Below are 24757 nucleotides of genomic sequence, written 5' to 3'. Positions count from 1 at the left end.
GCGCGCCCGCCGGGCCTGCGCGCCCGCCGGGCCGACCGGGCGCGGCCCCGAGCGCTTAGCCTGGCGATCGTGCTGTACGGGCGAGAAGACGAACAGGCCGTGATCGACCGGCTGCTCAGCGGGGCCCGGGACGGGCGCAGCGGGGTGCTCGTCCTGCGGGGCGAGGCGGGCATCGGCAAGACCGCGCTGCTGGAGTACGCGGCGGAGCGGGCGGCGGACGCGCGGGTGCTGCGGGCGACGGGCGTCGAGTACGAGAGCGGGATGCCGTACGCGGGCCTGCACATGATGCTCGGCCGGCACCTGGACGGCCTCGGCGCGCTGCCGGACCCGCAGGCGCGGGCGCTGCGCGCGGCGCTCGGGATGGGCGGCGAGGGCGGCGACCGGTTCCTGGTGGGCCTGGCGGTGCTGACGCTGCTGGCCGACCTGGCGGAGGAGCGCCCGCTGGTGGTGCTGGTGGACGACGCGCAGTGGCTGGACGGGCCGTCGGCGGAGGCGCTGCTGTTCGCGGGGCGGCGGCTCGGGGCGGAGCGGATCGCGGTGCTGCTGGCGGCGCGGGAGCCGGGGGACTTCCGGGCGGCGGGGCTGCCGGAGCTGCGGCTGGCCGGGCTCGGCGCGGACGCGGCGGCGCGGCTGCTGGCGGCCCGCGCGCCCGAACTGCCGCGGCACGTCCACCACGAGGTCCTCACGGAGGCGATGGGCAACCCGCTCGCGCTGCTGGAGTTCCCCGGGACGGCGGGCGGTTCGTCCGCGTACGAGCGGATCCGGCGGTCGTTCGGTGTGCAGCTCGCGGCGCTGCCGGAGCCGTCGCGGCTGTTCGTGCTGCTGGTCGCGGCGGACGACCTCGGGGACGTCGGGGTCGTGGCGGACGCGGCGGCGCGGCTCGGCGCGTCCGTCGCGGACCTCGAACCGGCGGAGCGCGCCGGGCTGCTGCGCACCACCGCGGAGGGGCGGATCGAGGTGCGGCATCCGCTGATCCGGTCGGCGGCGTACGGGGACGAGCCGCTGCGGCGCAGGCTGGAGGCGCACCGGGCGCTCGCCGCGGCGTACGGGGAGCGGGCCGACGGCTGCCACCGGGCGTTCCACCTGGCGCGTTCGGTGACGGGACCCGACGAGGAGGTCGCGCGGGTCCTGGAGGACGCGGCGGAGACGGAGCGGAGCGCGGGCGGGTTCGCGTCGGTGGCGGCGATGTACGAGACCGCCGCGGACCTCAGCCCCGACCGGGCGGAGCGGGGGCGGCGGCTGGCGGCGGCGGCGCGGGCCGCGGCGGACGCGGGACTGGCGGAGCGGGCGGTGGAGCTCGCGGCGCGGGCGGAGCCCGATCTGGCGGACCCGGTGGCGCGGGCGTCGCTGACGCTGATCCGGGCGACGCTCGCCGACGAGCAGGACCGGACGAAGGAGGCGTACCGGCTGTTCGCCGACACCGCGGCGGACGTGGCGGACACCGACCCGATGACGGCCGGGTACCTGTTCTTCCAGGCGGCGTCGGCCGCGGCGAACGCGGGCGACTTCGCGGCGGTGCAGGGCATCGCGGAGCGCGGTGCGGGACTGCCGAACGGGCACCACCTGGCGGCCCTCGCCCGCGTGTTCCCCGGCCAGAACCCGTTGGGGGAGTCGGGGAGCGCGGACGGCGTGGCGGCGCTGCGCGAGCTGATCGACGGGATGACGCACTGCTTCGGCGCCCGCGACCGGGTGCGCGCCGGGATGTGGCACCTGCTGATCGGGGACGTGGCGGGCGCCGAGGAGCACGCGGCGCTGCTGGAGCGGCGGTTCCGCGACGAGGGCGCGATCGGGCTGCTGCCGGCCGTGCTGATGCTGCGGTCCCGGACGCTGGTGTTCCTGGGGCGGCACCGGGAGGCGCTGACGGCCGCGACGGAGGGCCTGCGGATCGCCGAGGACACCGGGCGGCACCGCATCCGCGTCTACCTGGAGACGGTCCTGGCGCAGCTCGCGGCGATCGAGGGCGACGAGGCGCGGTGCGCCGAACTGACCGCGGAGGCCCTCGCGCGGGGCGTCCCGCCGAGCGACGTCCACGCGGCGGCGGCGCGCAGCCTGCTGGACCTCGGGCTCGGGCGGCACGAGGAGGCGCTGCGGCGGCTGGCGGACGTGGTCGCGGGCCCGCACCGGCAGGGGTCGATCGCGAGCCTGCCCGACCTGGTGGAGGCGGCGGTGCGGTCCGGGCGCCCGGACGACGGCCGGGACGCGGCGGCCTGGTACGCGGAGTGGGCGGCGCAGGTGCGGCAGCCGTGGGCCGAGGCGGTCGCGCTCCGCTGCGAAGCCCTCCTCGGACCGGACGAGCGGGCAGAGGAGACGTACACGCGCGCGCTGGACCTGCATCGCGACAGCAAGATCCCGTTCGAGCGCGCCCGCACCGAGCTGCTGTACGGGGAGTGGCTGCGCCGGGCCCGGCGGCGGAACGACGCGCGGGCGGTGCTGCACGCGGCGCTGGAGCGGTTCGAGCGGCTCGGCGCCGCGCCGTGGGCGGAGCGGGCCCGCACGGAGCTGCGGGCCGCCGGGGAGAGCCTCGCCGCCGGCCCCGCCCCGGACGATCTGGCCGCGCGGCTCACGCCGCAGGAACTCCAGGTCGTCCGGATGGCGGCGACGGGGATGAGCAACCGGGAGATCGGCGCGCAGCTCTTCCTCAGCCCCCGCACCGTCGGCTACCACCTGTACAAGGCGTACCCGAAGCTCGGGGTGGCGTCGCGCGGCGAGCTGGCCCGGCTGCCGCTGGGTTAGGGGAGCGGCCGGGCGGGCGTGACCTCCCGGCTGTGGACGACGACGTCGAACAGCGTGCCGGGCGCGCCGCCCCGCACGTGGTGGTCGGGGTCGTCGCCGGGCCGGTAGCCGGGGCCGATCACCCGGACGGGCGCGGGCGTGCCGAGCCACGCGCCGACCGCGTCCGTCCGGGTCCGGGCGCCGCGCAGGTCGAGCAGGTAGTGCGGCGGGCCGGCGGTGCCGAGCACCGCGTCGCCGTACGCGGCGGGCGGGGACGGGACGCGCACGCCGCCGTGCACCGCGCCGCGGTCGAAGGTCAGCCCGACCGCGAGGAAGCGCTCGCCGAGCCGCCGCCGCAGGCGGGCCGCGGCCGGGCATCCGTCAGGTGACCGGTCGTGCCCCGGACGGCGGCCGGGTCAGCCGATGGGGGTGCCCGCGACCTGCCGGGTGGTGACGTTGAGGCGGTTCCATGCGTTGATCGCCGCGATGGCGAAGAGGAGGGCGGCGAGGCTCTCCTCGTCGTAGGCGTCGGCGGCGTCGTCCCACACGTCGTCGGGGACGCCCGCCGGGTTGTCGGCGATGCGGGTGGCGGCCTCGGCGAGCGCGAGCGCGGCGCGCTCCTCGTCGGTGAAGTACGGCGCCTCGCGCCAGGCGGCGACCGACCAGAGCCGCTCGTCCGTCTCGCCGGCCTTCTTGGCGTCGCGGGCGTGCATGTCGACGCAGAAGCCGCACCCGTTGATCTGGCTGACCCGGATCCGGACCAGTTCGAGGGTGGCGGCGGGGACGCGGCTCCGCGCGACGAATCCTTCCAGGTTCAGCATGGCCTTGAAGCCGCCGGCGGCGATGGCGGGCATGTTGCTCATCCGCGGTTCCATTTTTGTCCCTTTCAAGATGGGGAATATCCAGGTTGTGGCCGGAGTCGGGTTGGGTCGGGTGCGATCGAGGAACGGACGGGGGGTCAGGTGCGGGCGTACCAGGCGCGGACGTGGCCCGGGAGGTCCGGGTTGCCGCGCGTCGCCGCCGCGCCGACGTCGGCGAGGGTCTGCTCCGCCAGCGCCTTGCGCCAGGCCAGCTCGGCCTTCTGCATGGCGGTGTTGACGGCGCAGGGCCCGCGGAAGAGCGACTCGGGCGCCTCGGAGCCGACGCCGCGCCGCCGGATCTCGGTGCACTGGAACGCCGGTTCCGTGCCCTCGATCGCGGCGACGACGTCCATCATCGTGATCTCCGACAGCGGGCGCGCGAGCCGGAATCCGCCGCGCGCGCCCGGCGTCGAGGTGGCGATGCCGGCCCGGACGAGGGCCTGGAGCTGCTTGTTCAGGTACGGGCGGGGCAGGTCGTAGCCCGCGGCGATCCGCGCGGTCGGCACCGGGCCGTCCTCGCCGAGCCAGTCGAGCAGGAGGCAGCAGTGCGCCGCCCACTCGACTCCCTCGCTCATCCGCATAACCGGGATACTACAAGTCCAGGTTCGTGCGCGCCACCCCGGTCACGCGCGCGCTTCGAGCCACGCGACGAGCCGGGCCGGGTCGTCGCCCTCCAGCGTGATCGCGAACTCCGAGGCCAGGACGTCCGGGAGCGCGGCGGGCGCGTGCTCGCGCGTCTCGACGGACCCGTCCGGACGCGTGACAGTGGCGGTCGTCCCGTCCAGCACGCGGTGCTCCTCGGCCAGGAACCGCTGGACGAACGGGCGCGTCGTGAACGGCGAGCGCGGATGCGCGTACACGAAGAAGTTGAGCGCCTCGAAGTCGATCCGGTACGCCTCGTCCGTCGTGAAGACGTGCCGCCGGATCCAGCCGCCGGGATCGCGCTGGTGCAGCTCCCAGCGGTCGGCCGAGCCGAGCGGCCCCGGCCCCGCCGGGTCCCGCCGCAGGCGGTAGGCCCAGCCGTCCTGCTCGACCGCCGCGCCGCCGGCGAACCGCAGCGGCTCCAGCGGCCCGCCGCCGAACCCGACGTCGCAGAGCCAGCCCGGCTCGTCCGCCGGCCGGTCCGGGAGGCGGACGTGCAGGATGCCGTGCGTCGGCGGGCGCAGCTTCCGCGCGCCCATCATCACGCGCCCGAGCAGGCCGGTCACCTGGAAGCCGAGCCGCTCCAGCACCGCCGCGAACAGGGCGCTGTGCTCGAAGCAGTAGCCGCCGCGCGGCCGCCGGACCAGCTTGTCCTGCACGGCCTCCAGGCCGGTCTCGATCGGCCGGCCCAGCATGATCTCCAGGTTCTCGAACGGGATGGACGTGACGTGCGCGCGGTGCAGGGCGCGCAGCGCGGCCTCCGTCGGCGGGAGCCCGGCGTCGAGGCCGACGCGCTCCAGGTAGGCGGGCAGGTCGACCGCGTCGCCGCGCCAGCCGAAGCCGAGGTCTTCCGCGCGGTCCGCTCCGGGGTCTTCCGCCGGGCCCGCCGCGGGGGCCGGTGCCGTGTCTGCCGTGGTCATCGGGACGTCCTCTCGGGGATATTTCCGTCAAAAGGGGCAACGCCGAGAGCGTCGGTGATCCTCCCGCCGATCCGGTCGACTTCGCGCCGCTCGCCCGGCGGCAGCGGCGCCCCGGCCGACGCCCGCAGCTCCGCCGCCTCGCGCAGCAGCCGGACGGCCTCCCCGTGCAGGCCCGCGAGGGACCGGGCGCCCGCGAGCCCCTCCAGCGCCAGCGCGACCGCGCGCGGGTCGCCGGTCGCGCGGGCGGCCGCCAGGCTCTCGGTGTGCAGAGCGGACGCCGCTTCCGCGTCGCCGCGCTCCTCGGCGACGAAGCCGAGCTGCGCGAGCACGAACGCGACCCCGGCCGTCCCGCCGATGGCGCGCAGCCAGCCCAGCGGGGCGCGCAGGTGCGCCTCGGCGGCGTCGAGGTCGCCGCGCGCCCGCGCGACCAGCCCGAGCCCCACCTCGGCGAACTCCTCGGCCGACTTCGACGCGTGCCGCGCCGCCGTGCAGAGCGCGCGGTCGTGCAGGTCGTGGGCCTCGACGAGGGCGCCGCGGAGCAGCGCGATCCGGCCCAGCCCCGACAGCCGGAACGACGCCTCCGGCCACATCCCCAGCTCCTCGGCGAGCCGCAGCCCGGCGCGCAGCCGGTCCGCCGCCGCCGCGTAGTCGCCGGTGATCTCGGCGTGCTGGGACAGGACGCTCGTCGCCTCCAGGCGCCCCCACGGATCGCCGAGACCGTCGAACAGCTCCAGGCTCTCGGCGGCGTCCGCCCGCATGGACGCCACGTCGCCGCGCCCCACGGAGAGCATGGCGCGGGTGGCGAGAGCGGCGGCCGTGTACCAGCGGTCGGCGCGCGCGCGGAAGACGGCCAGGGCCTCGTTCACCCGGTCATGGCCCGCCTGCAAGTCGCCGTAGGCCCAGTGCACGTGGCTCAGGAGCCACTGCGCCTTCGCTCTGTCGAACGGGTCGGCGTCCCCGTACCGCTCCAGGGCGGCGCGGCGGAGCTCGTCGGAGTCCGAGCTCTCCCCGGACGCCATCGTCATCACCGCGAGCCACGTCTCCGCCTCCCGCCGCTCAGCGCCCCCGGAATCCCCGGCCGCCGACGCCAGGACGTCCGCGAACGCGCCGCGGGCCTCGCCGAAGCGGCCGCGCAGGTACCAGTGCCAGGCCAGCGCGTTCACGAGCCGCAGCGCGAGGTCCGGCGGCGCGTGCTCCAGCGCCGCGCGGAACCCGGCGGCCTCCGCGTCCAGCCGGCCGAGCCACCGCGCCTGCTCCGGTCCGCGCAGCCCGCCCGCCGCCCGCTCCGCGAGCCCCACCAGGTACCGGGCGTGCCGCAGCCGCTGCCCGTCCTCCTCGCCCGCCTCCCGCAGCCGCTCCAGCCCGTACGCGGCGATCGACTCCAGCAGCCGGTACCGGCCGTCCGCGCCCCGCACGACGAGGGAGCGGTCCACCAGCCGGGCGAGGACGTCGAGGTCCGCGCCGGACACCTCCGCCGCCGCGTCCGCCGTGCAGCCGCCCGCGTGCACCGCGAGCCGCCGCAGCGCCGCCCGCTCGTCCCCGCCGAGCAGCCCCCAGCTCCAGTCGATCGTCGCGCGCAGCGTCCGCTGCCGCTCCGGCCCGCGCCGGGCGCCGCCCAGCACCCGGAACCGGTCGTCCAGCGCCGCCGCCAGCTCCCGCACCCCCAGCGCCCGGACGCGCGTCGCCGCCAGCTCCAGCGCCAGCGGGACGCCGTCGAGCCGCCGGCAGATCGACGCGACCCACGGCGCCGCCGCCGCGTCCAGCGCGAACCCGGGCGCCGCCGCCGACGCCCGCGCGACGAACAGCCGGACCGCCCCGGACCGCCGCAGGTCGCCGGGATCGGTGCGGCCCGGCAGGTCCAGCGGCGGGACGATTTGGAGCCGCTCGCCCGGCACCCCGAGCGGCTCCCGCGACGTCGCGAGGATCCGCAGGCCCGGCGCCTCGGCCAGCAGGCGTCCGGCCAGCTCGGCGGCCGGTTCGGCGACGTGCTCGCAGTTGTCCAGGACGAGCAGGGCGCGGCGCCCGCGCAGCGCGTCGGCGAGCCGCGCCGCGATCCCCGCGCCCGGATCGGCCGGTTCGTCCCGCAGCCCCAGCGTGCGCGCGACCAGCTCGGCGACGTCCGCCGCCGTGCGCGGCCGCTCCGGCGCCAGCTCGACGAACCAGGCGCCGTCCGGGTGGTCGGCGGCCGACCGCCCGGCCGTCTCCAGCGCCAGCCGCGTCTTCCCGACCCCGCCCGGGCCGGTCATCGTCACGAGCCGGTGCTCGCGCAGCAGCGCGCGGGCCCGCTCGACCGCCGCGTCCCGCCCGATCAGCTCGTCCAGCGGCACCGGCAGCCGGGCGGCCGGCCGCGGCCGCACCGGCTCGGCGGGACGGTCCTCCAGGATCTCCTGGAACAGCTCCGACAGTTCGGGACTCGGGTCGACGCCCAGTTCCTCCGCGAGCCGTTCGCGCAGGTCGTGGTAGCCGGTGAGGGCCTCGCCGCGCCGCCCGGCCCGGTGCAGGGCCCGCAGGTGCGCCGCCCGCAGCCGCTCCCGCAGCGGCGCCCGCGCCACCGGCCCGGCCAGCTCCGCCGCCAGCGCCGCGTGCTCGCCCAGGTCGAGCCGCGCCTCGGCGTGCTCCTCCAGGGCCGCGAGCCGCCGCTCCTCCAGCCCGGCGGCCGCCTCCCGGACGAACGCGGCGTCCGCGAAGTCGGCGAACGCGGGGCCGCGCCACAGCGCCAGCGCGTCCCCGAGCAGCCGCGCCCGGGCGAGCGCGTCCGCCGTGTCCCGGGCCCGGACGAGCAGCGCCGCGAACCGCCCCGCGTCGACCGCGTCCGGCTCGGCCAGCAGGACGTACCCGGACGGACGCGTCGCGATCAGGGCCCGCGCGCCCGGTTCGGCGTCGTCCAGCACCTTGCGGAGCTGCGACACCCGCGCCTGGAGCGTTCCGGCGGGGTTGCGTGGCGGCCGGTCGCCCCACAGCGCGTCGACCAGCCGGTCGGCGGACACCGTCCGGCCGGGCTCGGCCAGCAGCGCCGCGAGGACCGCGCGGACCTTCGTCTCCGGGACCCGCAGGGCCGTCCCGTCGCCCGTCCACACCGCGAGCGGCCCCAACACCCCGAAGCGCATTTCGTCACCGTATATCCCGCTACGGACGGACCCGTAGGACATCCGAAGTGCCCCCGGCGACCGTGGAGCCATCACGAAAAGCGCACCGCTATGGGAGGAATGATGAAGGCTCCGGTGACGGTCGTCGGCCTCGGCCCGATGGGCAAGGCGATGGCGGAAACGTTCCTGAAGAACGGCCACCCGACCACCGTGTGGAACCGCACCGCGTCCAAGGCCGCGCCCCTGGTCGAGCAGGGCGCGACCCTGGCCGCGACCCCGGACGACGCGCTCGCCGCGTCCGGACTCGTGGTCATCAGCCAGACCGACTACAAGGCGATGTACGACTCGCTGGACGGCGCCGAGATGAAGGGCCGCGTCCTGGTGAACCTCAGCTCCGGCAGCCCGGACGAGCTGCGCCGCGCGGCCGAATGGGCCGCGGGCAAGGGCGCCGAGCTGCTCACGGGAGGCGTCATGGTGCCGCCCCCGGGCATCGGGCAGCCCGGCGCGTACATCATGTACAGCGGCCCGGAGGCGCTTCTGGACCGGCACAGGGAAACGCTGCGCGTGCTCGGCGACACCACCTACGTCGGCGCCGACGTCGGGCTGTCCAACCTGTACTACCAGGCGCAGCTCTACCTGTTCTGGTCCACGCTCACGGCCTACCTGCACTCGATCGCGATGCTCCAGTCGGCGGGCGTGTCCGCCGAGCAGTTCCGCCCGTTCGCGACCGAGACCGTGACGTCGCTCGGCGTCGACGGGCCGATGGGCTTCCTGCGGATCCTCGCCGAGGAGGCCGACGCGGGCCACAGCCCCGGCGGGGAGAACAGCATGCTCATGATGGCCGTCGGCGCCGACCACATGGTCGAGGCCGCGGAGGCGGCCGGCATCGACACCATGGGCCCCCGCGCGCTCCGCGACCTGTTCTGGCGCACCGTCAACGCCGGCCACGGCGCCGACGGCCTCGGCAGCGTCATCGAGGTGGTCCGCAAGGGCGCCTGACGCCCCGCCCGCCGCGCCCGCCGCACGGGGTCAGGGGGCCTCGGGCGGCGGGGCGAGGGGCAGGCGCATCTCGAAGTGGGCGCCGGGCAGGCCGCCCGCGGGGGCGTCGACGAGGCGGAGGGTGCCGCCGTAGATCTCGGCGATCTCGCGGGCGATGGGCAGGCCGAGGCCGGTGCCCTGGGGGTCGCGGCGGCGGGAGTCGGTGAGGCGGGCGAACCGCTCGAAGATGCGCTCGCGGGCGTCCGCGGGGACGCCCGCGCCGTCGTCGGCGACCCGCAGGACGGCCTCGCCGCCGTCGCGGGCGACGGTCACCTCGATGCGGGACGCGGCGTGCCGCTCGGCGTTGCCGAGGAGGTTCCCGACGACCCGGGCGAGCCGGACCGGGTTCGCCTCGACGACCGCGCCGGGTTCCAGGCGCGTGGCGACGGGCGGGCCGGACGTGCGGCGCCGCACCTCGCGGCGCGCCAGGTCGGCCAGGTCGACGCGCTCGGCGGGGACGGGCGCGCGGGAGTCGAGCCGGGACAGTTCGAGCAGGTCGACGACGATGTCGTTGAGCCGCTCGGTGTCGCGGAGAGCGGCCCGGACCGTCTCGCGGTACTCCTCCGGGTCGTCCTCGTCGAGGGCGAACTCCAGGCGGGTGCGGAGCCCGGTGATGGGGTTGCGCAGGTCGTGGGACGCGTCGGAGATGAAGCGGCGCTCGCGGCTCATCGCCTCGTCGAGCCGTTCGAGGGTCCGGTTGACGGTCTCGGCGAGGCGCTGGATCTCGCCGCCGGTGCGGGGGACGGGCACCCGGTGCGCGAGGCCGCGGACGGTGAACTCGGCCATCCCGGCGCGGATGCGGTCGACGGGGACGAACGCCTGCCCGATCGTGCGCCACGTCCACCAGCCGATCAGCCCGAGCAGCACGGCCAGGAGCGCGGCGAGGGCGAGCGGCAGCGGCCAGATCTGCCCCAGCAGCGGGACGGGCTCGGCGGCGATGACCGTGATCCCGCCGCGGGGCCCCGCACCGGGGAGCCGCACGCCGAAGTAGCGCACGCAGCGGCTGCCGTCCGGCAGGCAGCTCCGGCCGCTGACGAGCAGCTCGCCCCGCTCGATGGCGTTCCGGCCGAGCGGCGGCCGCCCCGTGGCGGGGGGATCGGCGGCGACGATGCGGCCGTCCGCGTCGATGACCTGCATCAGCGGCGCCTCGTCGGCCCGCGGGACGAGGGCGTCGGCGTAGGACGCGCCGTGGAGCAGGTCGTAGGCGACGCGTTCGGCGGTCCGCTGCGCGGTGCCCTCCGTCCGGTTCATGAGCGCGTCGCGGGCGAGGAGGAGGACGAGGACGAACACGAGCGCGAGGAACAGTCCGGACACCGTCATGGTGAGCACGGTCGCGCGGCCGCGCACGGACAGGAACATGCGGCGGCTCCAGTACTGGAACCGATCTCGCCTCGTCACGGCCGAGCCCCCGAGCGTCGCCGACGGTGATCCTTGACTACTCAGGGTAAGCGATCGGGGTGGAGGGCACCGGTGGAGGGCTCCCGGCCCCGGGCGGACCCGGGGCCGGGGGCGGCGGTCAGCGGCCCCGGTTGAGCTGCCGGGTCGGCAGCTGCCGGGCGTTCCGCCGGTTGTGGTTCGCGAACGCCGCCGACTTCACGTCGGGCCCCTTGCGCTTGTTCTTCTTCTTGGCGTTCGGGAAGGGGATGTTCTCCTGGTTAATGGCACGCATGAATGAACCACCTCCGGGCAGGCTCGAATTCGGCCGAAAAGAATGGCCGTGAAAAAGGGTGAGCGGGCGGCGCGAGGCCGGGACGGCACGCCGACGGCACCGTTCGCACGCGTGCGAGCAGCGGGTACGGGGTGCGTCCGGGACGCCGAGGGATTCGGGAGCGGGGCCGGCGACACGACGTCGCGGGCGGCTCAACCGGAGAAGCATCAAAGCAGCATGGTTAGAAGTAAGCCACATGGCTCCGGCGGTGTCAACCGCGATTTCCGATAATTGTGCGCGGCCCTTTCCGGGGGAAGCCGATGGCGCGATGTGTGCACGGGCGCGTTCCTGCTGCACGCGGCGGGCCCGGCGCGGGGCCGCCGCGTCGCCACGCACCGGGCGTGGGAGGACGAGCTGGAGCGGCGGGGCGACGTCACCGTGGTGCGGGACGCCCGGTACGTCGTCGACGGGAACCTCGTGACCAGCCAGGGGGTGTCCGCCGGGATCGACATGGCGCTCTGGCTCGAGGGACGCCTCCACGGCCGCGACCACGCGCGCGGTGCGCACGTACATCCAGTACGAGCCCGCCCCGCCCTACCTGGCGGGCACCCCCGAGTGGCGTTCGGTCCGCGCCCGCCGGGTGATGTACGGTCGCGGCGACATCGGACCTTTCCCGGCCCCGTGCCGCCGGAGGCGACGCCATGAGAATCGCTGACCGCCTCCTCGGGCTGCCCGCGGAGACGACGCCGGCGGTCGAGACGGCCCGCGACCTGCGCGTCCCGATGCCGGACGGCGCGGTCCTGCGCGCCGACCTGCACCGGCCGCGCGGCGCGGGCCCGCTCCCGGCCGTCCTGGTCCGCACCCCGTACGGGAAGGCGCAGCGGCTCGTCCGGCTGTTCGCGGGGGTGCTGGCGCGGCGCGGGTTCCAGGTCGTCGTGCAGGACGTGCGGGGCATCGGCGGCTCGGACGGCGAGTTCCGCGCGTTCCACCACGAGCGGGACGACGGGCTCGCGACGCTGGCGTGGCTGCGGGCGCAGCCGTGGTGCGACGGGCGGGTCGCGATGGCCGGGGCCAGCTACCTCGGGTTCGCGCAGTGGGCGGTCGCGCCGTACGCGGACCCGCCGCTCGCGGCGCTCGGCCTCGGCGTGACGGCGTCGGAGTTCGCGGGCTCGTTCTACCCGGGCGGGGCGATGGCGCTGTTCAACACGCTGGTGTGGTCGGCGTCGATGGGCACGCGGGACGAGCGGCGCTCGCCGCTGCACGCGCGGCGCGTCCGGCGGGCGCTGCGGCACCTGCCGGTCGGGGAGGCGGACCTCGCGGCGATCGGCCGCCCGGAGCCGTTCCTGCGGGAGGTCGCCGCGCACACCGAGCCCGGCGACGGCTTCTGGGCCGCGACCGACCACAGCGCGGCCGTCGCCGCGACCACCGCGCCCGCGAGCATGGTGACGGGCTGGTGGGACCTGTTCCTGCGCGGGCAGCTCCGCGACTTCGCCGCGCTGGACGCCGCCGGGCGCGGCCCCCGCATCACGATCGGCCCGTGGGGGCACGACGCGCGGGCGCTGCGGGCCGTCCTCGCCGACCAGGTGTCGTGGCTCCGCGCGCACCTCCAGGGGGACGCCGCCGAGCTGCGGCGCGCGCCCGTCCGGCTGTACCTGCAAGGGGCCGGGCGCTGGCTCGACTTCGACACCTGGCCGCCTCCGGAGACCGAGCCCACCCCGCTCTACCTGTCCCAGGGCCTCACGTGGGACGAACCGACGGGGACGGACGATCCCGCCACGTTCGTTTACGACCCGTTCGATCCCACGCCGAACATAGGCGGGCCGCTCCTGTCACCGGGCAAAGGACGGCAGCGCGACAACGCGGCGATGGAGCGGCGCGGGGACGTCGCGGTGCTGACCGGCGCGCCGCTCGACCGCGACCTCGACCTGATCGGCCCGGTGTCGGCGACCGTCCACGTCCGGACGAGCACCGGCCACGGCGACCTGTTCGTGCGGCTCTGCGACGTCGGCCCGGACGGCGTGTCCCGGAACGTCACCGACGGCATCGTGCGGATCACCGAGCCGGGGACCGTCCGCCTCGACGTCGAGATGCACCCGACCGGGTACCGGTTCCGGCGCGGGCACCGGCTCCGCCTCGTCCTCGCGGGCGGGGCGTTCCCCCGGTTCGCCCGCAATCCGGGCACCGGGGAGCCGATCGGACGGGCGGTGGCGATGCGCCGCACGTCCTTCGCGGTGTTCCGCGACGCGTCCCGCCCGTCGGCGCTCACGCTGCCCGTCTGGCGCGGCGGACCCGGCCGACCGGACCGTCCCGCTTCGTAGCGGTACGCCCCGTGGTTGCGACGTGCGGCGAACGCAGCATGTAGTCCGCTCGTCGCAGAGAGTGGCCCGCTCGTCGACATGGAGCCGCGAACCCTCGAACTTCGCTGGACCGGGTGGCTACTTTCATCTCATCCGCCGCGCGCCGGTGCGAGCCGCTTCGGGGGGAGCGGCGAGCCCCAGAGAGCACCAGGCCGACGCCGGCGGAACGGGGGGAGAGGGGTCACTTCGGGGGGAGTGGCCCCTCCGTCCCGTTTCCGGCACCGCGTTCCCGTCGCCAAGGGAACGATCGACGTGCCGAAGAACCGCGGCCAGGGGCGTTCAGTGCCCTCGCGAAGTACACGACCGCGCGGACGAACCGGTACCCGGACGACGACACCCGCTGCGCGCGCTTCCTCAACCCGGCGCCGACCGGCGACGCCGACCGGCACATCTCCGAGACCCGCGACACCCGCCCCGGAAGTCGACCCGGCCGCCCGCCCCACACCCACCGCCGGGGCGCCGCGCGCCCGGCGAGGGGCCGGGATGGGGGATATCGACCGCGACATACGGCGACACGCCGTGTGCCCCCGGGTGTCCGGTCGCCGCGCCGTTCGGACGTCCGGACGGTGCGGGCGCTCGACGCGGCGCGGGCCGTCCGCCGGTGAAGGTCGATCTTCACTCGGTACCGCAACCGGAATTCTTCGTAAAGGAATTGCCGCACGCGTCCAAACGGTGCGGGTAATCGGCCAACCTCGTGGAGATCTGTAGCGCGCTTGGGGTGTTTTCCGCCGTCTGCCCCAAGTAGCGGTGATGCCCCTTTCCGTTGGGCCCGGACGGCGCCGCCCCGGAAAACTTGACCCGGCGGAAGTCGACTTCACCGGCGGCCTGCGAAATGGTCTCCCCCATGGATTCACGAATTCGCGGCAGCAGGGCGTCCGGGCCCACCGGATGGCTGCTCACCTTTCTCGGCGCACGCGAGCGGGGACTGCGCACCCACACCGGAACGGCGGCGGGCCCGGCGGAATGGCTGATGGTCTTCCTGGAGGTGGAGAGCGCCGAACTGGCCGGCCGGCAGCAGCAGCGGCCCGCGACCCTCCTCTCCCGCCGGGGCCGGGCCGAGGAGCCCGCCTTCGGCCGCATCACCGCACGCAGCGCATAGAGCGGAAAGAAATGATCATCGAGATGCTTCTCGCCGCGCTGATCGGCGGCGCCATCGGAATCGCCGAACTGGTCGCGCGGTACCGCGACAAGCCCTTCGCGGCCCTCCTGTCCCCCGGCGGACTGCTGTTCGTCTTCGTCAACGTCAGCGCGTCCGTCGTCGCGCTCATCATGGTCACGGCGGCGGGCTGGACGTTCGGGCTGCCCGCCACGATGCCCGAGTCGACGCTCATCGTCGTGCGGGTGATGGCGGCGGGGCTCGGCTCCGCGGCGGTCCTGCGCATGTCGGTCTCCCCGGCCCAGAGCAGGGCCGGCGGCACCGGCCCCATCGCCGTCCTGAACGGCATCCTGCGGCTCGCCGACGGCGAGCTGGAGCGCAAGCGGGCGCTCAGCCGGCTGTCGCACAACGACCTGTCGGGGCTGTCGTTCGAGCGCGACCACGCCGCCCTCGCCGAGCTGTGCTGCCACCTGATGCGCGAGTTCGACCTGGCCGAGGCGCAGCGCCTCGGCGGGCTCGCCGCCGAGCTGAGCCACCGCGACGACCTCACCGACGCCGACAAGCTCGACTGCTGGGGCCTGGAGCTGACCCGGCTGGTCGGCGAGCGCGCCCTCCGCCAGGCCGCCCGGCGGCTCCGGGACCGGCCCCGCGAGGAGCCGCGCCCGGCCCCCGCCGAACCGGAGCGCGCCGCCGCCCCCGCGCCCGAGCACGACTACGCGATGGAGCCGGCGGGCGCCGGGCAGATCCGCCCGCCGTCCAAGCCCGCCCCGGCCAAGACGTCCCGGCTCGCGTCGAGCGCGGGCGGACGGGCGGAGCGCAAATCGTTCAGCGACGTCTGAAGCGCCGCGGAGATGCCGGTGCGCCCGCGGTCGGGTGCACCGGCATCGCCCTCCCCGGGGCTACTTCGGCCGGACGGCCAGGGGCGGGGCGCTCTCGGCGCCGTCGCGCTCCTCCAGGGCGGACGCGATGCGGTGCAGCGCCTCGGCCATCGACACGAGCGCCTGCACCTGGGCGGCCGCCATGAGGTTCGTCGGGGAGGGGTCCGCCGCCTGCGCCTCCGCCGCCGCGTCACACGCCTGCTGGCTCCACCAATGCACCCGCTCACCTTATTGACGGGCACTTACCCGAGTACATCTCGCCGCGCGGGCGAAACGTAAATGAAGGGCTTCCGACATGACCAGCCGGCCGGGATGGGCGGTGAAGCCGTTGCGTCAGCTCACCACGAGGGAACTGGCGGAGGCGCTCGAATACCTGGAAAGGAATCGTCCGGACGACGATGTCCTCGGCCGTGCTCTCGCGGGCGAGTTCGCCCGCCGGACCGCCGCCGAATACCACCGGGCGGCGGACCGCGTCCGGCCCGGCCCGGACGCGTGAGTCAGAACCCGCCGGGGCGGCGCCGGAACCGTCCGTGTTAAGCAGGGGGCATGGGACGTGAGGTGCGGGTGCGCCGGATCTACGAACCGGCCGCCGAGGAGGACGGCAAGCGGGTCCTGGTGGACCGGGTGTGGCCCCGGGGCCTGTCGAAGGACGAGGCGCGGCTCGACGCGTGGGCGAAGGACGTCGCGCCGTCCACGGAACTGCGGAAGTGGTACGGCCACGAACCGGACCGGTTCCCCGAGTTCGAGCGCCGCTACCGGGCCGAGCTGGACGAACCGGAGCGCGCGGAGGCGCTCGACCGGATCCGCGACCTCGCCGGGCGCGGCACGGTCACGCTGCTGACGGCGACGAAGGATGCCGAGCGCAGTCAGGCCGCGGTTCTGGCCGCGCTGCTCCGGTAGGGCGGGGGACGACCCGGCGGGTCAGCCGGCGGCCGAGCCGCTGCGCGGGCGCCTCGATCCACCGCTGCGACGCCCAGCTCACGGCCACCAGCACGGCCAGGAACAGCAGCAGGCCGGGCAGGTCGTCGCCGCGGCCGCCGAACCCGAGGAACTGGACGGCCGCCATCAGCAGGAGCGGGTGCAGCAGGTACAGCGAGTAGCTGACGGTGCCGAGGCCCGTCGCCCAGCGCGGGAACGCCCGGTCCCGCAGCAGCCACGCCGCCGCGAACGTCAGCGCCGCCGACACCACCGACCCGGACCAGAGGAACTGGTCGCGGCCCGAGCCCGGCCCGGTGTGCAGCGCGCCCGCGGCGAGCGTGCCGAGGCACACGGCGGCCGCCGCGGCGGCGGCCGTCCCGCGCCGGATCTGCCTGTGCTCCGCCCGGTACACGACCGTCCCGGTGAACATGACGGCGAGCATCGCGAGGCCCTCCCACGGCCCGACCCGCCCGTTCAGGACGACCAGCAGCGCGGCGACGGCCCCGCCGAGGACGCCGCCCGCGATCCGCGGCACGCGCCGGTCGGACATCGCCGCCGCGAGCGCCGCGAGCAGCGCGAGCGCGGCCGCCGCGGCGACCGGGCCCGTCCCGGCCGACCGCGACAGCAGCGTCGTCGGCAGCAGCCCGCCCGCGAGCAGCGCGGCGGCGGCGAGGCCCGCCGCGACGGGCGCCGACCGGCGGTGCCCGCCCGTCACGAACAGCGCGACGATCAGCAGGTAGAACACCATCTCGTAGGACAGCGTCCACAGCACGTTGATCGCGTTCGGGACGCCCAGGACGTCCTGCAGCATCGTCGCGTGCGCCACGACGGCCGTCACGGGGTCGTACTGCTCCAGTCCCGCGCGCAGGCCCCGGCTCCCGAGCAGGAACGGGGTGACGGCGAGCAGCCCCCCGACGGCCAGCAGCGGGTAGATGCGGAAGAACCGGCCGATCCAGAACCCGCGCACGCTGCCCCGGCGCTCCAGCGACGCGGGCACGATGTAGCCGCTGACGAGGAAGAACACCAGGACGCCGAAGGTGCCGGGGTCGAACCAGCCGGCCATCCGCGCGTGCACGTCCGGGAAGTAGACGTAGCCCGCGTGGTGCAGCGCGACCGCGAGGGCGGCCAGCCCGCGCAGCGCGTCCAGCCACCCCAGTCTGGTCGTTGCGGGGGGTTCACCCACAGACGGGAGCATTTCGACAGACTAGGTCAAGATCACAGCAAGATCTCCCTGATCGTCCGGATTTGGGGGGTCAGAACGACGCCCAGAACGCGCAGTTGCTCGCCTCCGCCGTGTCGACCGGCCGGATCCCGCCCGGGCCGGGAGCCAGCGACAGGACGTCCCCGGCGCCGCGGAACCGCGGCCAGTGCGGCGCCCCGTGCGCCCGCGGGCGCCCGTGGTGCGCGAACGACGTCCAGTAGCCGACCATCGCGTCCGACAGCCCCTGCTGCGCCGGGTCCAGCCCGCCGCCGAACACGCCCGGGAACAGGTACGGCAGCTCGGTCGCGTGCCCGGCGCCCTCCTCGAACCCCGGGAAGTCGATCAGCGGCGGGGCCGTCCGGTCGGCGAACTGGTACGCGTACACGGGGACGCGCGCGTCCCGCAGGCCCGCGAACGCGTCCTGGTGCAGGCACGTCGACAGCGGGCCCCCGAAGTCGGTCTGGATCCGCGCGAGCGTCAGCCGCGGGTCGTCGTCCACCGGGTACCGCGCGAGGACGGCGTCCGCCGCGGCCCCGTAGGACGACCGGACGATCGCCTCGAACCGCTCCCGCGTGATCGGCTGGGGGTGGGCGAGGGCCACGTACAGCCGCATCTCGTCGATCGTGTTGCCGTGCATGACCGGCACCCGGTGGACGCGGCCCCGCTCGACGGCCTCGGCCGGTGCCAGCGGCAGCACCCGGTCCCCGCCCGCGACCGGCCCGACGTCGAACTCCCGCTCGGCGAACGCCTCCAGCAGCGTCCGCGCCGGGACGTCCCGCAGGCACCGGGCCGCCGCGCCGCCGTCCGCGCAGCCGAGCGCCGCCGCGAACGTCCGTCCCGCCTGCTCGGCGCTCTCCTCCGAGTGGACGGTCGCGGTGCAGCCGAAGCTCTGCGCGATGGCCTTGTCGAACAGCCCGGCGGCCGTCGGCGACGCGAGGTTCGCGCACGTGTCCGCCGCGCCGGCCGACTCGCCGAACAGCGTCACGTTGCCCGGGTCGCCGCCGAACCCGCGGATGTTGCGCTGCACCCAGCGGAGCGCCGCCTGCTGGTCGAGCAGCCCGTAGTTGCCCGACTGGAGGCCCCGTCCGTCCAGGGCGGGGTGCGCGAGCCATCCCAGCGGGCCGAGCCGGTAGTTGACGGTCACCACGACGACGTCGCCGCGCACGGCGAGCTTCGACGCGTCGTACATCGCGGAGTTCCCGGTCGTGTTGCCGCCGCCGTGCACCCACACCATGACCGGCAGCTTCTTGCGCGGCTTCCCGGTCGGAGCGGTGACGTTCAGGTACAGGCAGTCTTCCTCGTAGGTGGTCTCGCCGCCGTAGGGGGGCGCGGTCTGCGCGCACTGGCCGCGCGGGAACGTCGCGTCGTACACGCCCTTCCACGGTTTCGCGGGGCGCGGCGCCCGCCAGCGCAGGTCGCCGGTCGGCGGCTGCGCGAACGGGATCCCCTCGAACGTCCGGTGGCCGTCGCGGACCTCGCCGCGCACCGCTCCCGCGTCGGTCCGGACGACGTCCGCCGGACCGGACGGGCGGGACGGCGCGGCGCTCGCGGCCGGGGCGGCGACGAGCAGCCCGGCCGTGACGAGCGCGGACGCGGCGAGCGCGGACGCGGCGAGCGCGGACGCGAGCAGGGCGGGTGCGCGCGGTGCTGGTGCGGGCGGTGCTGATGCGGGCGGTGCTGATGCGGGCGGTGCGGTGCCTGTGTCCCTCAACGGGCTCCTTCCGAAGGATGCTGCGGCCCCCCGACGACTCCGCCAAAAAGTAGAAGGCAGTTCTAAAACCGGCGCAAGGTCCGGAACCGGTCTCGGCCGCCGCCGCGCGCGCTCGCGGGCGGCGCGCTCCGGAGGCCCGAAGCGGACGCGCTATTGTGCCAGTGTTCACTGGCTTGATTGAATCGCGGGCGAGATCCTTGCCGAACGCGAAGGGAACCGGCCGATGCGATCGTCCCGTGTCCGTCCCGCACGTACCCTCGCGGCCGCGGTCGCCGCCGTCCTCGCCTCCGCCGGGCTGCTCGCCGCGCCCGCGGCGGCGGCCGGACCGCCGCCGCTGCACGCGTCCCCGACCCCGCTGCTGTGGCCGCGCAGCGGGCTGGAGACCGTGTCGGCCACCGGCCCGAACGACGTGTGGGCGGCCGGGTACCAGGGCTACCAGGGCATCGACTGGTCGATCCCCATGTTCGGCGCGGGGACGATCGACGTGCTGCCGCCGAAGGCCGTCGTGACCCGCTGGAACGGGATGTTCTGGCAGAACTACGACATCCCCGGCACCGGCGGGGACGCCGTGGTCACCGACATCGACGCCGGCTCGCCCACGAACGTCTGGGCCGTCGGGGCCCTGCACGCGTTCCAGGACATCATGAAGCACGAGCCGTTCGTCGCCCGCTGGGACGGCTCCCGCTGGCACAACGTCCCGCTCCCGGGCGGGTGCGCCCCGCTGGACCCCGAGGCCGACGCCACCGGCGCCTGGCTCTCCTGCGGGAAGACCATCCTCCGGTGGCAGGACGGCGAGTGGACCCGGTACGACGCGGGCGGGCACGACGGCTGCTGCATCGGCGTCACCGAGATCTCCGCCCTGCCCGGCGGCCCCGCCTGGGCCGCGACGACCTGGGGGCTCGTCCGCTGGGACGGGCGGGCGTGGAGCGAGATCGCCGAACTGCCCCAGGACGTCTACTGGTACCGGGTCACGGCCGTCTCGGACGACGAGGTGTGGGCGGCCGGCACCGCGCCCGGCGGGTCCGGCTACCGCGAGCGCGTCCTCTACCGCTGGGACGGCGAGTCCTGGAGCGAGGGTCCCGCGACGCCCGCCGACGGGGAGCTGATCCGCACCGGGGACGGGACGATGTGGGCCGTCGAGGGCTACTGGGGCGGCGTGCACCGCTTCGACGGCGACGCCTGGACCGAGGTCGAGGTTCCCGTGCCGGACGACGGCCAGATCACCGCCGCGACGAACGTCCCCGGCTCACCGGCCCTGTGGGCGGTCGGCAAGACGAGGAACGTCCCCGTCGTCCTCAACAACGGCTGACCCGCCCCACCTCCCGGCTTCGATCATGGACGTTCCATCCTTCGGCCGCCCCGCGTTTGAAGGGTGATCCCCGGGTTACTGCCCACTCGGGGAGCGTCGGATCGGGGGCCGGGAGGAGGGGAGCGGATGGCGGCCGTCGAGGGCCGGGCGGACGCGAGCACCGAGGAGGCGCTGGCGTCCCACCGGATGGGCACCAGGATCGGCCACATCCTCGCGACGACCGACCACAAGATGGTCGGCTACCTCTACCTCGGGACGTCGTTCGCGATGTTCCTCATCGCCGGCGTCCTCGCGATGCTGATGCGCGCGGAACTCCTCCGGCCCGGCATGCAGCTGGTGACCAGCCAGGGCTACAACCAGCTGTTCACCATGCACGGCACCATCATGATGCTGCTGTTCGCGACGCCGCTGTTCGCCGGGTTCGCGAACGTGCTGGTGCCGCTGCAGATCGGCGCGCCGGATGTCGCGTTCCCGAGGCTGAACGCGCTCACGTACTACATGTTCCTGTTCGGCGCGCTGATCGTCCTCGGCGGCTTCCTCGTGCCGAACGGCCCCGCGCCCTTCGGGTGGTTCTCCTACCAGCCGCTGTCCGACAACTCCTACTCGCCCGGCATGGGCGGCGACCTGTGGGTCGCCGGGCTCATCCTGTCCGGGGCCGGGACGGTCCTGACGTCGGTCAACCTCATCACGACGATCATCGCGATGCGGGCGCCCGGCATGGTGATGTTCCGCATGCCGATCTTCACCTGGAACGTCCTGCTCACCAGCGTCATGGTGCTGATCGCGTTCCCGGTGCTGACGGCCGCGCTGTTCGCGATGCTCGCCGACCGCAAGCTCGGCACGCACGTCTACGACCCGTCGCACGGCGGCGCGCTGCTGTGGCAGCACCTGTTCTGGTTCTTCGGGCACCCCGAGGTCTACATCGTGGCGCTGCCGTTCTTCGGCATCGTCACCGAGATCCTCCCGGTGTTCGCGCGCAAGCCGCTGTTCGCGTACCTGGGCATGGTGGCGGCGACGATCGCGATCACCGGGCTGTCCATGACGGTGTGGGCGCACCACATGTTCGCCACCGGCGGCGTCCTGCTGCCGTTCTTCTCCATCACCTCCTTCATGATCGCCGTGCCGACCGGGATCAAGTTCTTCAACTGGATCGGGACGATCTGGAAGGGGCAGCTGTCGTTCGAGGCGCCGATGCTGTGGGCGCTCGGCTTCCTCGCGACGTTCCTGTTCGGCGGCCTGACCGGGGTGATCCTCGCGTCCCCGCCGATGGACTTCCACCTCACCGACGGCTACTTCGTCGTCGGGCACCTGCACTACGTGCTGTTCGGCACGGTCGTCTTCGCGATGTTCGGCGGCTTCTACTTCTGGTGGCCGAAGATGACCGGGCGGGTCCTCGACGAGACCTGGGGGAAGATCCACTTCTGGACGCTGTTCCTCGGCTTCCACACCACGTTCCTCGTCCAGCACTGGCTCGGCGCCGCGGGCCTCCCGCGCCGGTACGCGACGTACGCCGACGAGTTCACGACGCTGAACACGGTGTCGTCCATCGGCTCGTTCGTCCTCGGCGCGTCCACGTTCGCGTTCCTGTGGAACGTCTGGCGGACGTGGCGGCGCGCGCCTCGCGTCGGGGTGGACGACCCGTGGGGCCACGGCAACTCGCTGGAGTGGGCGACGTCCTGCCCGCCGCCCCGCCACAACTTCACGTCGATGCCCCGCATCCGCTCCATGCGCCCCGCCTTCGACCTGCACTACCCGCCGAAGGAACCGCCGCAGGAAGCCGAACTCGCCACCCCGCCCCCGTCACCGTCCGCGACGCCGCCCCCGACGCCGTCCGAGCGCTGAGCGGGAGCGGGGGTGCGGTCATGGAACTGTCCCGGCGGGAGGAACTGCTGCTGCGGCGCATCGACGCGGACCTGGCCCGGGACGACCCGGCCCTGGCCCGCCGGCTCACGGCGTTCACCTGCGAGGACGCCGAGGACGCCGAGGACGCCGGGGACCCGGGGGACGCGGGGGGCCGCGCGGTGCCCGCGGCGGCGGGGCGGCCCGCCGGTGCGGCGGTCGTCGTCCTGTCCGTCGCGCTCGCCGTCGCGGTGCTGCTGCTGGCCGTGGTGATGCTGTCGGTCCGCCCGCCGTGCGAGCGGCCCGCCACCGTGCCGCCGTCCGGGCAGGCCGCGGTGCCGCCGCCCGCCGACGCGCCCGCCGGCGCCTGCTGACCGCGCCCGCGCCGGCGCCCGGTCAGGCGTTGGACAGGGCGAACGACACCAGGAACCCGCCGACCAGGATGAGGCCGATGGCCAGATGCGCCCGCTCGACCGCCTCGGGGATCATGGTGTCGGCGATCATCGCCAGGATCGCCCCGGCGGCGACGGCCGTCACCGCGGCGACCACCCCGTCGGGGAGGCCGCCGACCACGGTGTAGCCGAGGACGGCCGACACGGTGCTCGCGGCGGCGATGGCCCCCCACACGCCGAAGACGTAGCCCTTCCCGCGCCCGGCGCGCCGCATCCCGGCCGAGCTGGACAGCCCCTCCGGGAGGTTGCTGATGAACACGGCCACGACCGTCACCATGCTCACCGAGCCGCCGTCCAGCAGGCTCACCCCGATGACGGCCGACTCCGGGACGCCGTCCAGCAGCGCCCCCAGCGCCAGCGCCATGCCGGACCCCGCCACCTGCCGCTCGGACGGCTGCTCCCGCACGTACCCGGACCGCTTGCGGTGCCGGGCGCCCCGGCGCGCCAGCAGCACGTTCCCCGCCGTGTACGCGGCGGCGCCCGCCGCCGCCCCGATCGCCGCCGGTGGCAGCCCGCCCTGGTCGTAAGCCTCCGCCATCAGCTCGAACGACACCGCCGAGACCAGCACGCCGGCGCCGAAGGCCATGACCGACGCGACGCCCCATCGCGGCACCCGGACGCCGTAACCGACCAGCGCGCCGAGCAGCAGCGCCGAACCGGAGACGAACCCCCACAGTGCGGCTTCGATCGTTCCGCCCATGAGTCACGGGTTGCCCGCTGCCGCCGCCCGTGAACACGGTGCCGCGGCGGGCGGAGGGGCGGGCGAGGGTTTCAGGGGCGGAGCCGGTGGAAGGTCACGGGCGGCTGACCTGCGAAGACCGGAAGGGGAAGGTGGCCATGCACGTCCTGCGGCTGTGCTCGGTGTTCGAACCCCCGCCCTCCGCCCTGCTCGGGCGCGGCGTCCGGTTCGACCCCATCGGAGGCATGCAGAACCACGCGGCGCAGCTGAGCCGGGCCCTGGACGGCCTCGGCGTGCGGCAGACCGTCGTGACCACCCGGCCGCCGGACGCGCCCGCGCTCGCCCGGCTCGGCCGGCACGGACGCGTCGTCCGGCTCGGCCTCCCCGTCGCGGCGCTGCGGCAGGGGTACGCGGCGGCGGCGTGGCTGCGCGCCCCGGGCCTGGGGGACGGCACCGACCTCGTGCACGTGCACCTCGGCGAGGACCCGGCGGTCCTGCCGGTCGCGCGGCACGTCGCCGCGCACGCGGGGGCGCCGCTCGTCGTGACCGTCCACGCCCGGGCGCACGGCGGGCCGCTCCGCGCCCTCGGCACCCGGCTCGAACGGCACGGGCTCGGCCGCGCGGACGCGGTGATCGCGCTGACCGAGAGCACCCGGGACGCGCTCGCGGCCGACGGCGTCCCGGATGAGCGCCTGCACGTCGTGCCGTCCGGCATCGGCGCCGAGTTCCGCACCGGACTGGACACCATCGAACTGGGCGAACCGGTCATGCCCGAACGGATCCCCACGCCGCGCATCGGGTACGTCGGGCGGCTGACCCGCCGCAAGGGCGTGGACGTGCTGCTGCGGGCGTTCGCGCTGCTGCGGGACGCGACGGACGCGCACCTTGTCATCGTCGGCGACGGCCCGGAGCGGTCCAGGCTCCAGCGCCTCGCGTCCCGGCTGCGCATCGACGGCCGCACCCACTTCCTCGGCTTCGTCCCGCACGACTACGTCCCGCGCGTGCTGCGCGAGCTGACCGTCCTGGCGCTGCCGTCCCGCCGCGAGGAGACCGGGTCGGTGCTGCCGGAGGCGATGCACGCGCGCGTCCCGGTCGTGGCGACCCGGACGGGCGGCGTCCCCGAGCTCGTCGAGCACCGCCGCGGCGGCCTGCTCGTCTCCCCGGAGAACCCGCACGAGCTGGCCGCCGCGCTCCGCGAGCTGCTGGAGTCGCGGGCGCTGGCGCGGGCCGTCACCGTGGCGGCGCGGCGCCGCGTCGACGACCGCACGTGGGACCGGCTCGTCCACCGCGTCATGGACGTCTACGAGGGCGTCCTGCCCGCCCGCGAACCGGAGCCGGAGCCCGCCGTGCCCGACACGGCGGCGGACGTCGGCTGACCGCGACGGGCCCCGCGCGGCGGGCTCGCGGCGTA

Annotated in this window: 23 protein-coding genes; 12 read left to right on the top strand and 11 right to left on the bottom strand. The window is 75.4% G+C overall.

The window, feature by feature from the left end:
* Positions 1-69 precede the first annotated feature (69 nt).
* Positions 70-2733 carry a helix-turn-helix transcriptional regulator gene (locus H505_RS52420; protein ID WP_034518506.1) on the top strand — a complete coding sequence of 888 codons (2664 nt, stop codon included), beginning with the start codon at positions 70-72 and terminating at the stop codon, positions 2731-2733.
* On the opposite strand, the gene H505_RS0118360 is transcribed toward H505_RS52420, so the two are convergent.
* The 5 genes from H505_RS0118360 to H505_RS42710 all read right to left on the bottom strand — a co-directional run bounded on the left by H505_RS0118360 (position 2730) and on the right by H505_RS42710 (position 8241).
* Positions 2730-3071, bottom strand: coding sequence for an erythromycin esterase family protein (locus H505_RS0118360; RefSeq protein ID WP_084550454.1), 342 nt, complete (start codon positions 3069-3071; stop codon positions 2730-2732). The genes H505_RS52420 and H505_RS0118360 overlap by 4 nt on opposite strands.
* A 57-nt stretch (positions 3072-3128) precedes the next feature.
* Positions 3129-3575, bottom strand: a complete 447-nt coding sequence (locus H505_RS0118355) for a carboxymuconolactone decarboxylase family protein (RefSeq protein WP_245592560.1) — start codon at positions 3573-3575, stop codon at positions 3129-3131.
* A gap of 95 nt (positions 3576-3670) precedes the next feature.
* A complete protein-coding gene (locus H505_RS0118350) occupies positions 3671-4147 on the bottom strand; it encodes an RrF2 family transcriptional regulator (RefSeq protein ID WP_245592559.1) in 477 nt (158 codons plus the stop codon).
* 48 nt (positions 4148-4195) lie between these two features.
* The gene (locus H505_RS42715; RefSeq protein ID WP_084550451.1) at positions 4196-5134 is read right to left on the bottom strand and encodes an arylamine N-acetyltransferase family protein; all 939 of its coding nucleotides are present in this window, start codon (positions 5132-5134) and stop codon (positions 4196-4198) included.
* Entirely contained in the window at positions 5131-8241 is a 3111-nt protein-coding gene (locus tag H505_RS42710) for an ATP-binding protein (RefSeq protein WP_034518502.1), read from the bottom strand. The genes H505_RS42715 and H505_RS42710 overlap by 4 nt, the downstream gene beginning before the upstream one ends.
* 99 nt (positions 8242-8340) lie before the next feature.
* Here H505_RS42710 and H505_RS0118335 point away from each other — a divergent pair, with 99 nt between their 5' ends.
* Positions 8341-9219: an NAD(P)-dependent oxidoreductase gene (locus tag H505_RS0118335; protein WP_026403156.1), complete on the top strand. Its 879-nt coding sequence runs from the start codon at positions 8341-8343 to the stop codon at positions 9217-9219.
* Positions 9220-9249: 30 nt separating this feature from the next.
* Here the strand turns inward: H505_RS0118335 and H505_RS0118330 are convergent, their stop codons facing one another.
* The gene (locus H505_RS0118330) at positions 9250-10656 is read right to left on the bottom strand and encodes a sensor histidine kinase (protein ID WP_026403155.1); all 1407 of its coding nucleotides are present in this window, start codon (positions 10654-10656) and stop codon (positions 9250-9252) included.
* 118 nt (positions 10657-10774) lie between these two features.
* On the bottom strand, positions 10775-10927 hold the full coding sequence (locus tag H505_RS49940) for a hypothetical protein (RefSeq protein WP_157433047.1): 153 nt from the start codon (positions 10925-10927) through the stop codon (positions 10775-10777).
* A gap of 309 nt (positions 10928-11236) precedes the next feature.
* On the opposite strand from H505_RS49940, the gene H505_RS42705 reads away from it, so the two are divergent.
* The 4 genes from H505_RS42705 to H505_RS0118305 all read left to right on the top strand — a co-directional run bounded on the left by H505_RS42705 (position 11237) and on the right by H505_RS0118305 (position 15198).
* A complete protein-coding gene (locus H505_RS42705; RefSeq protein ID WP_245592558.1) occupies positions 11237-11611 on the top strand; it encodes a DJ-1/PfpI family protein in 375 nt (124 codons plus the stop codon).
* Complete coding sequence (locus H505_RS0118315; protein ID WP_026403154.1) at positions 11608-13224, top strand: CocE/NonD family hydrolase; 1617 nt, start codon at positions 11608-11610, stop codon at positions 13222-13224. Before H505_RS42705 ends, H505_RS0118315 begins: the two co-directional genes overlap by 4 nt.
* A gap of 883 nt (positions 13225-14107) precedes the next feature.
* Complete coding sequence (locus tag H505_RS49935) at positions 14108-14362, top strand: hypothetical protein (RefSeq protein WP_125613653.1); 255 nt, start codon at positions 14108-14110, stop codon at positions 14360-14362.
* Between the two features lie 11 nt (positions 14363-14373).
* Positions 14374-15198, top strand: a complete 825-nt coding sequence (locus H505_RS0118305) for a hypothetical protein (protein WP_026403153.1) — start codon at positions 14374-14376, stop codon at positions 15196-15198.
* Between the two features lie 60 nt (positions 15199-15258).
* Here H505_RS0118305 and H505_RS49930 read toward each other — a convergent pair whose 3' ends face one another.
* Positions 15259-15456 (bottom strand): hypothetical protein, encoded by a 198-nt coding sequence (locus H505_RS49930; protein WP_125613650.1) that lies wholly within the window; start codon positions 15454-15456, stop codon positions 15259-15261.
* A gap of 100 nt (positions 15457-15556) precedes the next feature.
* Here H505_RS49930 and H505_RS42700 point away from each other — a divergent pair, with 100 nt between their 5' ends.
* Together H505_RS42700 and H505_RS0118290 are read left to right on the top strand one after the other, a co-directional pair.
* Positions 15557-15733 (top strand): hypothetical protein, encoded by a 177-nt coding sequence (locus tag H505_RS42700; protein WP_157433046.1) that lies wholly within the window; start codon positions 15557-15559, stop codon positions 15731-15733.
* Positions 15734-15783: 50 nt separating this feature from the next.
* On the top strand, positions 15784-16137 hold the full coding sequence (locus H505_RS0118290; protein WP_026403152.1) for a DUF488 domain-containing protein: 354 nt from the start codon (positions 15784-15786) through the stop codon (positions 16135-16137).
* Here the strand turns inward: H505_RS0118290 and H505_RS42695 are convergent.
* Both H505_RS42695 and H505_RS0118280 read right to left on the bottom strand, forming a co-directional pair.
* Positions 16067-17338: an acyltransferase family protein gene (locus H505_RS42695; RefSeq protein WP_051300843.1), complete on the bottom strand. Its 1272-nt coding sequence runs from the start codon at positions 17336-17338 to the stop codon at positions 16067-16069. The genes H505_RS0118290 and H505_RS42695 overlap by 71 nt on opposite strands.
* 70 nt (positions 17339-17408) lie before the next feature.
* Entirely contained in the window at positions 17409-19067 is a 1659-nt protein-coding gene (locus tag H505_RS0118280) for a carboxylesterase/lipase family protein (RefSeq protein ID WP_211238502.1), read from the bottom strand.
* A gap of 223 nt (positions 19068-19290) precedes the next feature.
* Between H505_RS0118280 and H505_RS0118275 the strand changes: the two genes are divergently transcribed.
* The 3 genes from H505_RS0118275 (at position 19291) to H505_RS0118265 (ending at position 22589) form a co-directional block, all read left to right on the top strand.
* Positions 19291-20376 (top strand): hypothetical protein, encoded by a 1086-nt coding sequence (locus H505_RS0118275; protein WP_026403150.1) that lies wholly within the window; start codon positions 19291-19293, stop codon positions 20374-20376.
* 186 nt (positions 20377-20562) lie between these two features.
* On the top strand, positions 20563-22218 hold the full coding sequence (gene ctaD / locus H505_RS42690; protein WP_245592565.1) for an aa3-type cytochrome oxidase subunit I: 1656 nt from the start codon (positions 20563-20565) through the stop codon (positions 22216-22218).
* 20 nt (positions 22219-22238) lie between these two features.
* Positions 22239-22589, top strand: a complete 351-nt coding sequence (locus H505_RS0118265; RefSeq protein ID WP_026403149.1) for a DUF3040 domain-containing protein — start codon at positions 22239-22241, stop codon at positions 22587-22589.
* Positions 22590-22611: 22 nt separating this feature from the next.
* Here the strand turns inward: H505_RS0118265 and H505_RS0118260 are convergent, their stop codons facing one another.
* Entirely contained in the window at positions 22612-23367 is a 756-nt protein-coding gene (locus H505_RS0118260; protein WP_026403148.1) for a ZIP family metal transporter, read from the bottom strand.
* A gap of 137 nt (positions 23368-23504) precedes the next feature.
* Between H505_RS0118260 and H505_RS0118255 the strand changes: the two genes are divergently transcribed.
* Positions 23505-24722: a glycosyltransferase family 4 protein gene (locus tag H505_RS0118255; protein ID WP_034518559.1), complete on the top strand. Its 1218-nt coding sequence runs from the start codon at positions 23505-23507 to the stop codon at positions 24720-24722.
* The last annotated feature ends 35 nt before the right edge of the window (positions 24723-24757 follow it).

The organism is Actinomadura rifamycini DSM 43936, assembly GCF_000425065.1.
GTDB classification, from domain to species: Bacteria; Actinomycetota; Actinomycetes; order Streptosporangiales; family Streptosporangiaceae; genus Spirillospora; species Spirillospora rifamycini.
This window is presented reverse-complemented; position numbering and strand designations above follow the sequence as displayed.